General features: G+C 41.8%; 15 protein-coding genes and 2 tRNA genes. 4 read left to right on the forward strand and 13 right to left on the reverse strand.

Annotated elements, in window-relative coordinates:
• Window positions 1–176 precede the first annotated feature (176 nt).
• Together groL and groES are read right to left on the reverse strand one after the other, a co-directional pair.
• Window positions 177–1,811 (reverse strand): chaperonin GroEL, encoded by a 1,635-nt coding sequence (gene groL / locus AKG37_RS06075; protein WP_024424467.1) that lies wholly within the window; start codon window positions 1,809–1,811, stop codon window positions 177–179.
• Between the two features lie 56 nt (window positions 1,812–1,867).
• A complete protein-coding gene (gene groES, locus AKG37_RS06080; RefSeq protein WP_024426730.1) occupies window positions 1,868–2,152 on the reverse strand; it encodes a co-chaperone GroES in 285 nt (94 codons plus the stop codon).
• A gap of 230 nt (window positions 2,153–2,382) precedes the next feature.
• Here groES and AKG37_RS06085 point away from each other — a divergent pair, with 230 nt between their 5' ends.
• Genes AKG37_RS06085 through AKG37_RS06095 form a run of 3 tightly spaced genes read left to right on the forward strand, consistent with a single transcriptional unit; the run spans window position 2,383 to window position 3,991 of the window.
• Window positions 2,383–3,117, forward strand: coding sequence for a CPBP family intramembrane glutamic endopeptidase (locus tag AKG37_RS06085; protein WP_060697999.1), 735 nt, complete (start codon window positions 2,383–2,385; stop codon window positions 3,115–3,117).
• Window positions 3,114–3,308, forward strand: a complete 195-nt coding sequence (locus AKG37_RS06090) for a YdiK family protein (protein ID WP_003213897.1) — start codon at window positions 3,114–3,116, stop codon at window positions 3,306–3,308. The genes AKG37_RS06085 and AKG37_RS06090 overlap by 4 nt, the downstream gene beginning before the upstream one ends.
• Before the next feature lie 56 nt (window positions 3,309–3,364).
• On the forward strand, window positions 3,365–3,991 hold the full coding sequence (locus tag AKG37_RS06095; RefSeq protein WP_060698000.1) for an NUDIX hydrolase: 627 nt from the start codon (window positions 3,365–3,367) through the stop codon (window positions 3,989–3,991).
• A 39-nt stretch (window positions 3,992–4,030) separates the two neighbouring features.
• On the opposite strand, the gene tatC is transcribed toward AKG37_RS06095, so the two are convergent.
• From tatC to moaC, 4 genes are read right to left on the reverse strand one after another with little or no spacing between them, the layout of a single operon-like run.
• A complete protein-coding gene (tatC, locus tag AKG37_RS06100; RefSeq protein WP_060698001.1) occupies window positions 4,031–4,780 on the reverse strand; it encodes a twin-arginine translocase subunit TatC in 750 nt (249 codons plus the stop codon).
• A gap of 15 nt (window positions 4,781–4,795) precedes the next feature.
• Window positions 4,796–4,975, reverse strand: a complete 180-nt coding sequence (locus tag AKG37_RS06105; protein WP_003214302.1) for a twin-arginine translocase TatA/TatE family subunit — start codon at window positions 4,973–4,975, stop codon at window positions 4,796–4,798.
• A gap of 27 nt (window positions 4,976–5,002) precedes the next feature.
• The gene (locus AKG37_RS06110; RefSeq protein WP_008355687.1) at window positions 5,003–5,656 is read right to left on the reverse strand and encodes a redox-sensing transcriptional repressor Rex; all 654 of its coding nucleotides are present in this window, start codon (window positions 5,654–5,656) and stop codon (window positions 5,003–5,005) included.
• 15 nt (window positions 5,657–5,671) lie between these two features.
• Window positions 5,672–6,163 carry a cyclic pyranopterin monophosphate synthase MoaC gene (gene moaC / locus AKG37_RS06115; RefSeq protein WP_060698002.1) on the reverse strand — a complete coding sequence of 164 codons (492 nt, stop codon included), beginning with the start codon at window positions 6,161–6,163 and terminating at the stop codon, window positions 5,672–5,674.
• A gap of 138 nt (window positions 6,164–6,301) precedes the next feature.
• On the opposite strand from moaC, the gene AKG37_RS06120 reads away from it, so the two are divergent.
• Window positions 6,302–8,224, forward strand: a complete 1,923-nt coding sequence (locus tag AKG37_RS06120; protein ID WP_060698003.1) for an ABC transporter ATP-binding protein — start codon at window positions 6,302–6,304, stop codon at window positions 8,222–8,224.
• A 270-nt stretch (window positions 8,225–8,494) separates the two neighbouring features.
• On the opposite strand, the gene tsaD is transcribed toward AKG37_RS06120, so the two are convergent.
• The 7 genes from tsaD to AKG37_RS06155 all read right to left on the reverse strand — a co-directional run bounded on the left by tsaD (window position 8,495) and on the right by AKG37_RS06155 (window position 12,583).
• A complete protein-coding gene (tsaD, locus tag AKG37_RS06125; RefSeq protein WP_060698004.1) occupies window positions 8,495–9,523 on the reverse strand; it encodes a tRNA (adenosine(37)-N6)-threonylcarbamoyltransferase complex transferase subunit TsaD in 1,029 nt (342 codons plus the stop codon).
• A complete protein-coding gene (gene rimI / locus AKG37_RS06130; protein ID WP_060698008.1) occupies window positions 9,516–9,944 on the reverse strand; it encodes a ribosomal protein S18-alanine N-acetyltransferase in 429 nt (142 codons plus the stop codon). Before rimI ends, tsaD begins: the two co-directional genes overlap by 8 nt.
• A 25-nt stretch (window positions 9,945–9,969) precedes the next feature.
• Window positions 9,970–10,659 (reverse strand): tRNA (adenosine(37)-N6)-threonylcarbamoyltransferase complex dimerization subunit type 1 TsaB, encoded by a 690-nt coding sequence (gene tsaB / locus AKG37_RS06135; RefSeq protein ID WP_060698005.1) that lies wholly within the window; start codon window positions 10,657–10,659, stop codon window positions 9,970–9,972.
• Window positions 10,640–11,116 carry a tRNA (adenosine(37)-N6)-threonylcarbamoyltransferase complex ATPase subunit type 1 TsaE gene (gene tsaE, locus AKG37_RS06140; protein ID WP_060698006.1) on the reverse strand — a complete coding sequence of 159 codons (477 nt, stop codon included), beginning with the start codon at window positions 11,114–11,116 and terminating at the stop codon, window positions 10,640–10,642. The genes tsaB and tsaE overlap by 20 nt, the downstream gene beginning before the upstream one ends.
• A 13-nt stretch (window positions 11,117–11,129) precedes the next feature.
• A complete protein-coding gene (gene thiL, locus AKG37_RS06145) occupies window positions 11,130–12,107 on the reverse strand; it encodes a thiamine-phosphate kinase (protein ID WP_060698007.1) in 978 nt (325 codons plus the stop codon).
• A 274-nt stretch (window positions 12,108–12,381) separates the two neighbouring features.
• A tRNA-Asp gene (locus tag AKG37_RS06150) sits at window positions 12,382–12,458 on the reverse strand.
• A gap of 48 nt (window positions 12,459–12,506) precedes the next feature.
• Window positions 12,507–12,583: transfer RNA gene (locus AKG37_RS06155), tRNA-Met, on the reverse strand.
• Window positions 12,584–12,626 lie beyond the last annotated feature (43 nt).

Consider the following 12,626-nt stretch of genomic DNA (forward strand, 5'->3'; position numbering starts at 1 on the left):
TTACAGATATTACTACTACAATGAATATCTATGCTCATATGACGGTCAAATGGAAAAAAGGCCTCCCAACAGTTTATCAAACTGCTGAAAGACCTTCTCCTATAGTTAGCTTTTTTGTCAAAAGCATATTATCATTTTAGACGTTTATATTATATCATAAGGTTTTGACACCTTGTTTACATCATGCCGCCCATTCCACCCATGCCGCCCATATCTGGCATTCCGCCGCCTGAGCCGCCTTCTTCTGGTTTGTCAGCAACGACTGCTTCAGTTGTTAGAAGCATTGCTGCAACAGAAGCTGCGTTTTGAAGTGCAGAGCGAGTGACTTTTGTTGGGTCAACGATTCCTTTTTCGATCATGTTTACCCATTCGTTTGTTGCTGCATTGAAGCCTACGCCAATTTCTTCGTTTTTCAAGCGCTCAACGATGACTGATCCTTCAAGACCTGCGTTGTGAGCGATTTGACGGATTGGCTCTTCAAGAGAACGTAGAACGATGTTCACACCTGTTTGAACGTCACCATCGGCTTCAATTGAAGCGACTTTGTTGTATACATTCACAAGTGCTGTACCACCACCGGATACGATACCTTCTTCAACTGCTGCACGAGTTGAGTTCAGTGCATCCTCGATGCGTAGCTTGCGCTCTTTTAGTTCTGTTTCAGTTGCAGCACCAACTTTGATGACAGCAACGCCGCCAGCTAGTTTTGCAAGACGTTCTTGTAATTTTTCTTTATCGAACTCAGAAGTTGTTTCTTCTACTTGCGCACGGATTTGGTTCACACGTGCTGCGATTTGAGCAGAATCTCCTGAACCTTCAACAATCGTTGTGTTTTCTTTTGTCACAACAACTTTAGACGCACGACCAAGCTGACCGATTTCAGTTGATTTCAGGTCAAGTCCTAGATCTTCTGTGATTAATTCTCCGCCAGTTAGAACAGAGATGTCTTCAAGCATTGCTTTACGACGATCACCGAATCCAGGTGCTTTTACTGCCACTGCGTTGAATGTACCACGAAGTTTGTTCACAACAAGAGTTGCAAGTGCTTCGCCTTCTACATCTTCAGCAATAAGCAATAATGGTTTTCCTTGTTGTACCACTTGCTCAAGTACAGGAAGGATTTCTTGAATGTTTGTGATCTTTTTATCAGTGATTAAGATGTAAGGATTTTCAAGAACCGCTTCCATCTTATCAGAATCCGTTACCATGTATGGTGAAGCGTATCCGCGGTCAAATTGCATCCCTTCAACCACTTCTAGCTCAGTTGTAAACCCTTTAGATTCTTCAATTGTGATGACACCGTCGTTACCTACACGCTCCATCGCTTCAGCGATTAGGCTACCGACTTCTTCGTCTGCTGCAGAAATAGCCGCAACTTGAGCAATTGATTCTTTACCTTCGATTGGTTTAGAAATCTCATGCAAGCCTTCAAGTGCTACTTTTACTGCTTCTTCGATCCCTTTACGAACGCCAACAGGGTTTGCACCAGCTGTTACGTTTTTCAGACCTTCACGGATCATCGCTTGAGCTAGAACCGTTGCAGTAGTAGTACCGTCACCAGCTACATCGTTTGTTTTGCTTGCAACTTCTGCCACAAGTTTTGCGCCCATGTTTTCAAATGCATCTTCTAATTCGATTTCTTTTGCAATCGTTACACCATCATTTGTGATAAGTGGAGAACCGAATTTTTTCTCAAGAACCACGTTACGTCCTTTAGGTCCTAAAGTTACTTTTACAGCATCTGCAAGTGCATCTACACCACGTAACATCGCACGACGTGCTTCTTCACTGAACTTAATATCTTTTGCCATAATAACGAAACCTCCTCAGTCTTTTTAAAAATTTATCTCAATGCTTTTTTATGTGATTAACCAATAACAGCTAAAATGTCGCTCTCACGAAGGATTAAATATTCTTTTCCTTCATATTTCACTTCAGTACCTGCATATTTTGAGAAGATAATGCGGTCGCCTGTGCTTACTTCTAACGCAACGCGCTCACCACTTTCAAGTACACGGCCTGAACCTGCTGCAACAATTTTACCTTCTTGCGGTTTTTCTTTTGCAGAATCCGGTAAAACAATACCGCTAGCGGTTTTTTCCTCAGATTCAACGAGTTCAATGATTACGCGATCGCCTAATGGCTTTAACATAAGAAACAACCTCCTCAATTTTTATATGTAGTCTTTTTTAGCACTCATCAACAGAGAGTGCTAACACATTTATTATAATAAAGAATGTCTTCTGCAATTTCAAGTAAAAACCTTTAAAATTTTTTTACGCTTTCACGATCTTTTTTGATCTCAGATTCTTTCCTTTTCATCGAAAAAGAAGACTTGTGTTACAATAAATCTAGTTCTTTTAGTAAAGGGGTTTTCGTTACTTGAAAAAACAATATTGGTACATCATCTTAACGTATATATTGGTGCAGTTTTCTGCTTTTCCGTATGTGTTCATCATGAAGTGGTTAGGTTACATTCAGACACCGATGACACAAGCAGAGCTCTCTAAATTGTCAGGAACATGGACAATCATCAGCTTCTGTATTGGACTAATCATTATCCTGCTCATCCTTCGGACTGTGCCAAAAGCTTCACTTCGAAATGAAGCACCGGCTTCAGTCGGCTTGGCAATCGCTTGGATCATTGGCGGTTTCTTTCTTTCCCTCTTTTCACAATCAATTGCGGGGGCGATTGAACAATATGCATTTGGCATTGGCCGAGAATCCGAAAATACCCAAAACATTTTATCTATTATGGATGCCGTTCCATGGCTTGTGATCGTCATCGCCCTGATTGGACCTATCTTAGAGGAAATCATTTTCCGAAAAATCATTTTTGGTGTGATTTATGAAAAAACGAATTTCTTCATTGGGGCACTTGTCAGTTCAGTGGTTTTCGCTGCTGTACACAATGATTTTCCCCATATCTTGCTCTATACCGCAATGGGCTTTACCTTTGCCTTTTTATATGCGAAAACAAAACGAATCATTGTTCCAATCGGCGCTCATATGCTGATGAACTCGCTTGTCATTCTTGTGCAGATTGAGCCCGTAAGAAAAATGATTGAAGAACAATCTCAAACAATGCAAATGATTATTGGAGGCTTTTTCTCATGAGAAACCCAGTCGTATGGGGCATCATTTATTTTGCCGTAGGTGTCGCTTTCACCTATATGGCCATTCAAAACCCAGGTGACATGTGGTCATTTTACAGCATTTTGCTGATGGTGTTTGCGGCCTATAATATCAATATCGCACTTAAAATGTTTGCCTTCTCTGTCAAACTCAAAAAACAGCAGCAAAAATAAATCAAAAACCATTTTCCACGTTTGGAAAATGGTTTTTTTATGGAGGTCGTATCTTCATGGAAGAAGAAAAACTGCGCATCTTAAACGATCAGCATAAAACGATTGGAGTTGCCGCTCGTTCAGAGATCCATGCCCAAGGTCTTTGGCATGAAACATTTCATTTTTGGCTTCTCAAAAAGGAACATGAAACCGTGTATCTCTATTTTCAGCTAAGAAGCCCCGCAAAAAAGGATTTTCCTTCTCTGTTTGATATTACCGCGGCGGGCCACCTTCTCGCAGATGAACAGCCTTCTGATGGTTTGAGAGAGATAGAAGAAGAGCTTGGTCTTTCCATCCCTTTTAAGGATCTTACCTATACCGGAATCATACAAGATGAAATTCACCTGCCTTCATTCATCGACCGTGAGTTCTGCCATATATATCTTTATATGGATCAAACAGAGCACATGGAAGTTTATCTACAGAAAGAAGAAGTCGCTGGTTTGTACAGAGCAAAGTGGCTTGATTCACAGCAGCTTTTAACAGGAACTTGCGAAAGCATTCAAATCGAGGGCTTTGAAATGGCTGCAAACGGAGAACGACGTGAGGAAAGCAGAGAAGTACGTATTCAAGATTTTGTCCCGCATGAGCCTGCCTATTATGAGCACCTCTTTCATGCGATCAATCAATTTCTTTCACAATAGAAAAAGCATCGTGATCCCTATTTGGATCATGATGCTTTTTTATGAGACATAATGGTTTTCTTTCTCCTCAGTTTGCTGCATTTTGCGATAGGTCACTCTTGAAATGACAATGCTCACTTCGTATAAAACGAGCATCGGCAAGGTGACCATGAGGTGAGAAACAAGCTCTGGCGGTGTAATGAGTGCGGCAATGACAAGGAGGACGAAATAGGCATACTTCCGTATTTTTGATAAAAACATCGGTGTGATGATGCCGAGTCTTGTGAAAAACATCAACACGACAGGCATCTGAAACAAAAAGCCAAATGGAAGTGTTAGCTGCATTAGAAATGTAAAATACTCATGAATCCCAATGACTTGCTCTACATTTAAATCATTCGACATTCGCATCATAAAATCGACGACAAACGGAAACAAAATAAAATAAGAGAAAGCCACACCGCTCAAAAATAAAAGCAGTGCAATCGGAATGTAAGCAAGTGTCACCTTTCTTTCTTTTTCATATAAGCCAGGACTCACAAACGCCCAAAGCTGATATAAAATAACGGGACACGTCAAAACCAAAGCAATGACAAATGCGAACTGCATAAACACGTACAGTGGATCTGTGAGCTTAAACGCATTCAGTGTCAGTGTGGCCGCTTCATCGGTATTTTGCAAATACACAATGACCGGCTTAGCGAGAAAAAAACCTGCCACCATAAAGGCGACAAAAAACATCGCAATGATCACTAAACGTCTTCGCAGTTCCACAATATGCTCCATAAGCGGCATATCTTTGACATTCATGAAGCTCATCCTATTCTACTGATCTTCTTTTTTCTTTTTTTCTTCCTGATCATCAGCTAAACCTTTTGTGGCATTTTTGAATTCACGTAATGTATCTCCTGCTGCTCTTCCTAATTCAGGAAGCTTTTTCGGCCCAAAAATAATGAGCGCAACAATCGCAATCAGAACCAAACTTCCAGGACCGATCGGACCCATTTGCTCCACCCCCTTTACCCCTTTTCGTCAGTCCTCCTGCGTAACAGAGTAATGCTTTAAGAAATACACAAGAGACTGAAGTTCAACCGCCAAATCTATATGATGAATTCGAATGTGTTCCGGCACATTCAATCGAGCCGGCGTAAAGTTAAGGATTCCTTTGATGCCAAGGGCAATCAAACGATCTGTAATGGATTGAGCTGCTACGGCAGGTACTGTCAAAATCGCAACAGGTATATCCCCTACCTCTTGAACATGCTCTTCAAGCTTATCCAAATCATAGACAGGCACGCCGCCTATCTCACTTCCTATTTTACTCTCATTGACGTCAAAAGCCATTGAAATTTTTGTATTATTATTTTTGATGAAATTATAGTGTAAAAAAGCAGTCCCTAAATTCCCGACACCGATGAGCATGACATTGGTCATTTCATCTTGGTCAAGGGTCTTTCTGAAGAAGGTCAAGAGATAATCGACATTATAGCCATACCCTTTCTTCCCAAGTGCACCAAAGTACGAAAAATCTCGGCGAATGGTAGCAGAATCCACTTTGACTGCATCACTAAGCTCTGCCGATGACACCCTTTGTTTTCCTGATGCATGCAGATTTTTTAAAAAACGGTAGTAAAGCGGCAAACGTTTGGCTGTCGCTTGTGGAATTTTTGACTGATCTATATTCATATAAGGTCCTCCAACTTAAATATCAGATGCTCTGTGAAAATCACCGTTTTTCCCGCCTGTCTTTTCAACGAGATAGGTAGGACCGATGATCATGCCTTTATCAATCGCTTTGCACATGTCGTAAACAGTCAGTGCACATACTGAAGCAGAAGTGAGCGCTTCCATCTCCACACCCGTACTTCCTTTTGTTTTTACCTGTACTTGTATGTTCAGGATGTACGTATTTCCATCTTCCTTCCAATCAAAGGAGATATCCACACCTTTTAGTGCAAGCGGATGACACATTGGAATGATGGTAGATGTTTGCTTTGCAGCCATGATGCCAGCAACCTGTGCAACAGACAGCACATCCCCTTTTCCAATTTCACGCTTTTGTATTTTATGAAACACTTCTTTTATCATACGAACACTTGAAGCAGCAACGGCTGTTCTCACTGTAGACGATTTGTCACTAATGTCGACCATCTTTGCTCTTCCTTGTTCGTTAAAGTGGCTAAATTGACTCATCTTTCAACGCTCCCTCACTCAAATGATACACTATTTTTTCCTATCTGTCTTTCATTTGAATATGGCGATTGTATGTATCATTTGCCGGTTTACTGCTGATAAGCTACACTTAACATATTATAGCAGAGGTGAAGTTACATGATGATTCTACAAGTGAATCAGCTGTCCAAATCGTTTGGCGCTGATACCGTTTTAACGAATATAAAATTGGAAGTCAAAACAAGGGACCGGATTGCCATTGTAGGTCGTAACGGCGCAGGCAAATCCACTCTTTTGAAAATCATTGCCGGTCAAATGTCTTACGAGCAGGGTGAGATCATCAAACCGAAAGACCTATCGATCGGCTATTTAGCACAGCATACCGATGTGACGTCTACACGTACATTAAAAGACGAATTATTATCGGTTTTTGATCATTTAAAAAGGATGGAACAAGAGATGAGAACCATTGAGGAGAAAATGGCTTCCTCCACAGGCGCTGAGCTAGATTCTCTTATGAAAACCTATGACAGGCTGCAGCAGGACTTTAAAGATCAAGGCGGCTATCAATATGAAGCAGATGTCCGCTCCATTCTGCATGGGCTCGGTTTTAGTCATTTTGAAGATGAGACAACCGTCCAATCCTTAAGCGGCGGCCAGAAAACCCGTCTAGCACTTGGAAAGCTCTTGTTAATGAAACCAGAACTCTTAATCCTGGATGAGCCGACCAACCATTTAGATATTGATACCTTATCATGGCTGGAGCAGTATTTGCAAAATTATACAGGTGCTATTCTCATTGTGTCCCATGACCGCTATTTCTTAGACAAAGTCGTCAACCACGTCTATGAAGTCTCAAGAACTGCAATGAAAAAGTTTGCAGGAAACTATAGTAAGTATCTTGAGCTGAAAGCAGAGCAGCTAGAACGTGATATGAAGCTCTATGAAAAGCAGCAAGAAGAAATCTCAAAGCTCCAGGATTTCGTGGATCGTAACCTGGCAAGAGCCTCAACCACAAAGCGCGCTCAAAGCAGACGCAAGCAGCTGGAACGGATGGATCGTTTAGATAAACCATTAGGTGACGAAAAATCCGCAAACTTTCATTTTGATATTACGAGACAAAGTGGTAATGATGTGCTGAAGGTGCATGATCTCGATATTAGTTATGATGAAAAAACACCGCTCCTATCCTCTCTCTCTTTTCATATCAAACGAGAGGACAGCGTGGCACTCATTGGTCCTAACGGGATCGGGAAATCAACTCTTTTAAAAACATTAACGGATACATTGAAGCCCGTAAAAGGCGATATCACCTTTGGATCTCATGTCACAATCGGCTACTATGACCAAGAACAAGCCAAACTGACATCCTCCAAAAAAGTACTGAATGAGCTGTGGGATGATTATCCTCATATGAATGAAAAGGAAATTCGGACATGTTTAGGCAACTTCCTCTTTTCCAGTGATGATGTTTTAAAGCCCGTCCATGCATTAAGCGGTGGAGAAAAAGCGCGTCTTGCACTGGCAAAGCTAATGCTCCAAAAAGCCAATTTCCTTATTCTCGATGAGCCTACAAACCATCTAGACTTAGACAGTAAAGAAATTTTAGAGAATGCCCTGATTGATTATCCAGGAACCATCTTATTTGTTTCGCATGATCGTTATTTTATCAACCGTCTCGCAACGAAAGTTTTCGAACTGTCGCATGCAGAAACAAAAGAATATCTCGGCGACTATGACTACTACCTTGAAAAGAAAAATGAACAATTAGAGCTCGAGGCGCTTCAAGAAAATGAACCACTTAAAAAACAAGCAGCAAAGCCAGTAGAAACAGCAAAGCTTTCTTATGCGGAAGAAAAAGAACTGAAAAAGAAAGAAAGACAAAAGCAGCGTAGAATCGAGGAAATTGAAGAGCGAATCGCTATCATTGAAAACAAGCTCAGTGAAAACGAAGAGCTTCTATGCGACCCTGATATATTCCAAGATCACGAGAAGGTCCAAGCCATTCAAACAGAAAATGATACGCTCAATCAAGAGCTAGAATCACTGTTTGCTGAGTGGGAAGAGCTATCAGAATCTTAAAGAGTGCCCTAAAAGGGGACTCTTTTTCTTTTAGTGAAAAATTATTATCCACAATGATACCCACAATAAATTCTTGAGTATTCTTAAATACTTTAGACTTATCCACGTTATCCACAGCATTTTAATCACATATCCACATAAAAGATCGTATTTATACACATTGTCTTCATTTTAAAACGAAATTTTCTAACAATTGTGGATATATAACGTTTACATGTGAATAAATCGCTTTCATTAAAAAGAAAAAACCCCTGTTACCCACAGGAGTTTTCATTCATATGAAACTAACGGTAATCCTGGCTGGCCATTCATCGCCATATCGCCTCTTATTCCTTTTTCAAACGCAATGGTTCCAGCAGCCGCTATCATGGCTGCATTGTCTGTGCAAAGCGATAATGGCGGAATAATGACTTTCACGTCTTGCAGCTTCGTGAATGCTGATGTTAAAGCTTCTCTCAGCCCTTTGTTGGCAGCGACTCCTCCAGCTAGAACAACCTGCTTCACACCATAGGCTTCAGCCGCCTTCAATGTTTTCCCAACGAGCACCTCAATGACGCTTTCTTGAAAACTTGCTGCCAAATTCTCTGGGGCAATCGTTTCTCCCTTTTGAGAGGCATTGTGTAAGGTGTTAATCACCGCTGATTTTAATCCACTGAAGCTAAAGTGATAAGAACCTTCTTCAAGCCATGCACGAGGAAGCTTAATCGTCGGCTCCCCTTCATGTGCTAACCGGTCAATGTGAGGTCCGCCTGGGTATGGGAGACCCATCGTACGTGCCACTTTATCGTACGCTTCTCCAGCCGCATCATCTAAAGTTTCTCCGATCACCTCAAACGACCCATGCTCCTTCATCAGAACAAGCTCAGTATGTCCACCAGAGACCACAAGAGCTAAACATGGAAATTGCAATTCATCCACAAGCTGATTTGCATAAATATGTCCAGCAATATGATGAACACCAACAAGCGGAATTTGATGGGCAAAGCTCAGTGCCTTTGCTGCATTGACACCAATCAACAGAGCACCGACTAAACCGGGTCCCTCTGTAACAGCAATCGCATCTAAATCCTTAAAGCTCATACCCGCCTGAGTCATCACTTCTTCTAATACGATGGTGACTTGCTCCACGTGATGCCTTGAAGCAATTTCGGGCACAACACCGCCAAATCGTTTATGACTGTCGATTTGTGAAGCCACTACATTCGCCACAATTTCCTTTCCATTTTTCACAATGGACGCAGCGGTTTCATCGCAGCTCGTTTCTATCCCTAATATGAATCGATCTGTTTGTTCACTCATTTATATTCACCCACATGACTAATGCATCTTCTCCATTATCCGTATAATAATTCTTTCGAATAGAAGCTGGTCTGAAACCGAGCTTTTCGTAGAGGGATTGTGCTGGTGTATTCGAAACCCGCACCTCTAAAGAAAGATGATCTGTCTTTTTTTCTTTGCAAAATTCCATGACATATCGAAGCAATGCTTCTCCGTAGCCTTTTCCTCTATGCTCAGGGAGAATCGCAATGTTCGTAATTTGTGCATCGTCCATGACAATCCAGACTCCGCAATATCCAACAGGCTGATTATCCTCTTCAATAAGGAAATAATGGCTGTATTGGTTATGGAGAATCTCATACACAAACGATTCCTTTTTCCATGGTGCTGTAAACGAATGCACTTCAATCGTATACACCTCTGGAATATCGGCTACCGTCATTTGTCGAATGTCTACTGTGTGAAGATTATTTTTGTCCTTCAAGCCATTTCACTTCCGCTTCTGCCAAACGAATATAGTTGGGAACAAGCTGATGGACATCTTCGGCAGGACGATCTGCGCCCAAAAATGCAAGCACTGAAGGTCTTGGGTTATGAAATGTCGCCTCTGCCAGCACAGCCTTATCTCCTAAAATGGAGCGAATGCTCTCTTCATGAAGATGCACATCCTGTCCAAGAAAGAGGACAGGCTTTCCTGTCTGCTTCAGCTCATGAAGCCAATCCGTCAGCAAGATATTTTGGTCTGGTTTGACCTCTTTGATCTGACCTTCTTCAAATGTATATAATCCGGTATAGACTTGTCCTCTTCTCGCATCAAATAACGGTGAGATCCAGCCATCAAAATATTGGCCATTTGCCGCAAGTGTTTCTAAACTTGAAACAGCCGATATCGGGATAGACAGCGTCCACGCAAGTGTTTTTGCTATGGTCACACCGATTCTGACTCCTGTGTAGGAGCCAGGACCTTTTGCCACAACGATTTTGCTTAGTTCGCTTGGTGTTACACCACATTCTTTCATCAATGCTTCAACAGTCGGCATCGCTCGGACGGAATGGTTCTTTTTTAAATACGTGATGCTCTCGCCAATTACAGTAAAATCTCTTACAAGAGCAATTCCTAGTGTATGGTTTGATGTATCAATAGCCAGTATGGTCAAATTCTTTCATCTCCTTACAAAGGGTCTCATAACGCTCCCCTTTTGCATCAAACGTGAGATGACGTTCTTCTTCACGTTCTGTTCTCAGCATTTCAATTTTTAAATAGGAAGAAGGCAATTGGGGTTCAATCAGATGCGCCCATTCAACCAAGCATACACCTTCACCCTCAAAATATTCTTCGAGTCCGATATCTTCTTCTGCATCTTCCATACGGTACACGTCCATATGATAAAGTGGCAGTCTGCCATCAGTATATTCTTTAATAATTGTAAAAGTAGGGCTGTTGACGATACGGGTAATTCCTAAGCCTTCCGCAAAGCCTTTTGAAAAAGTTGTTTTGCCTGCGCCTAAATCTCCTTCTAATGTCAATACATCGCCTGGCATCACAAGTTTGGCCAAAGCAGCAGCAATTCGTTTCGTCTCATCCGCACCTTTAGTCGTCCATGTTAATTTCACTGTTGATGTCACCTCACTTCTTAAAATGATTATATCCTTTTTTCATTAACACTGTTTGTTGATCATTGTCTGTTAACATAACACTAGCTGCTTGATCATTTTTGACTTGTCCTATACGCGTGATCTGAATGTCTTCGTTTTTACATTGCGATTCAAAACTTTCCCAATCAGATTCTGGAATCGTACCAGTTAAAACAAAGTCCTCTCCCCCAAACAACACCCATTCTAGCCAGTCTTTGCGCAGCATCGGTAAATCTGGATGGATTGGGAGCTTATCAGCCTCAATCTCTATCGTCACACAGCTCGCTTCAGCAATCTCATTCAGCTCACTCGCTATTCCATCACTCACATCATTCAAGGTCACCCGCGGGAAGCTGGAACAAATGAGACCAGCAGCAATATGGGGCAGAGGCATTTTGTGACGCTTAAGAAAAAAAGTAGCGTCGACCGTCTGAGAAGGGACTTCTTCGTTCATTAAGAGTGATAACCCAGCAGCTGATGAACCGAGTTCACCTGTGACAAAGACAACGTCTCCAGTCTGAGCACTGTGACGATAACAAGCTGCTCCCTTTGGAACCTCACCAATGACCGTCACCGTAATGACAAAGTCACTGCGGGTAGCTACTGTATCTCCACCAATCAAATCCATATGATAAGTGTCAGCCAACGCTTTCATTCCTTCGTAAAGAGCTGTAACGATGGTCTCATCACCATGAGGCGGGATCGCAAGCGATACAAGATAATACTTTGGGGTTCCTCCCATTGCAGCGATATCACTGACATTGACCGCCAGTGCCTTAAAGCCCACTTCAAAAGGTGTAGAAAAGTCAAAACGAAAATGAACATGCTCCACCATTGTATCAACACAAACGACCTCTTCACAATGTGAATGAGGTTGATAAACACTTGCATCATCACCGATGCCCATGATCAAAGAGCGATGATGTGTTTCTTTTGGTGTGATTCGGTGAATAAGATCAAATTCATCCATAAAAAGACAGCCCCTTCATGCAATCAATAAATTAAGTAAACATGATGTCAAACACAGCTAGTATTAGTGTAGCGAATATACGTCTCAGTTCCAACTAAAAATGATATAAAGAAAGCCTGGTGTAAAAAAACCAGGCTGAGTTGAAGTAATCAATCTTTTCTTTCATATAGTGTAGCCAAATACAAATCATTTCATTGGCATCTTGAGTGTTTGCGAAAAGAAAAAGACATAAAAAAAAACGAAACTATACGTTTTCGTTTACAAGTCATAAAAATGGCGGTCCGGACGGGACTCGAACCCGCGACCTCCTGCGTGACAGGCAGGCATTCTAACCAACTGAACTACCGGACCATTTTGGTTGCACTCAATGAGCATTCCCCATTGGTACATAAAATAATTTGGTTGCGGGGGCAGGATTTGAACCTGCGACCTTCGGGTTATGAGCCCGACGAGCTACCGAACTGCTCCACCCCGCGATGATATAAAAATGACAAGCTTGGCGGCGTCCTACTCTCACAG

Origin of the sequence: Bacillus australimaris (assembly GCF_001307105.1) — a bacterium.
GTDB classification, from domain to species: Bacteria; Bacillota; Bacilli; order Bacillales; family Bacillaceae; genus Bacillus; species Bacillus australimaris.

Coding starts and splice junctions, on each gene's coding strand:
- groL (WP_024424467.1), bottom strand. CDS start 1,811: ATGGCAAAAGATATTAAGTTCAGTGAAGAAGCACGTCGTGCGATGTTA.
- groES (WP_024426730.1), bottom strand. CDS start 2,152: ATGTTAAAGCCATTAGGCGATCGCGTAATCATTGAACTCGTTGAATCT.
- AKG37_RS06090 (WP_003213897.1), top strand. CDS start 3,114: ATGAGAAACCCAGTCGTATGGGGCATCATTTATTTTGCCGTAGGTGTC.
- AKG37_RS06095 (WP_060698000.1), top strand. CDS start 3,365: ATGGAAGAAGAAAAACTGCGCATCTTAAACGATCAGCATAAAACGATT.
- tatC (WP_060698001.1), bottom strand. CDS start 4,780: ATGAATGTCAAAGATATGCCGCTTATGGAGCATATTGTGGAACTGCGA.
- AKG37_RS06105 (WP_003214302.1), bottom strand. CDS start 4,975: ATGGGTCCGATCGGTCCTGGAAGTTTGGTTCTGATTGCGATTGTTGCG.
- AKG37_RS06110 (WP_008355687.1), bottom strand. CDS start 5,656: ATGAATATAGATCAGTCAAAAATTCCACAAGCGACAGCCAAACGTTTG.
- moaC (WP_060698002.1), bottom strand. CDS start 6,163: ATGAGTCAATTTAGCCACTTTAACGAACAAGGAAGAGCAAAGATGGTC.
- AKG37_RS06120 (WP_060698003.1), top strand. CDS start 6,302: ATGATGATTCTACAAGTGAATCAGCTGTCCAAATCGTTTGGCGCTGAT.
- tsaD (WP_060698004.1), bottom strand. CDS start 9,523: ATGAGTGAACAAACAGATCGATTCATATTAGGGATAGAAACGAGCTGC.
- rimI (WP_060698008.1), bottom strand. CDS start 9,944: ATGACGGTAGCCGATATTCCAGAGGTGTATACGATTGAAGTGCATTCG.
- thiL (WP_060698007.1), bottom strand. CDS start 12,107: ATGGATGAATTTGATCTTATTCACCGAATCACACCAAAAGAAACACAT.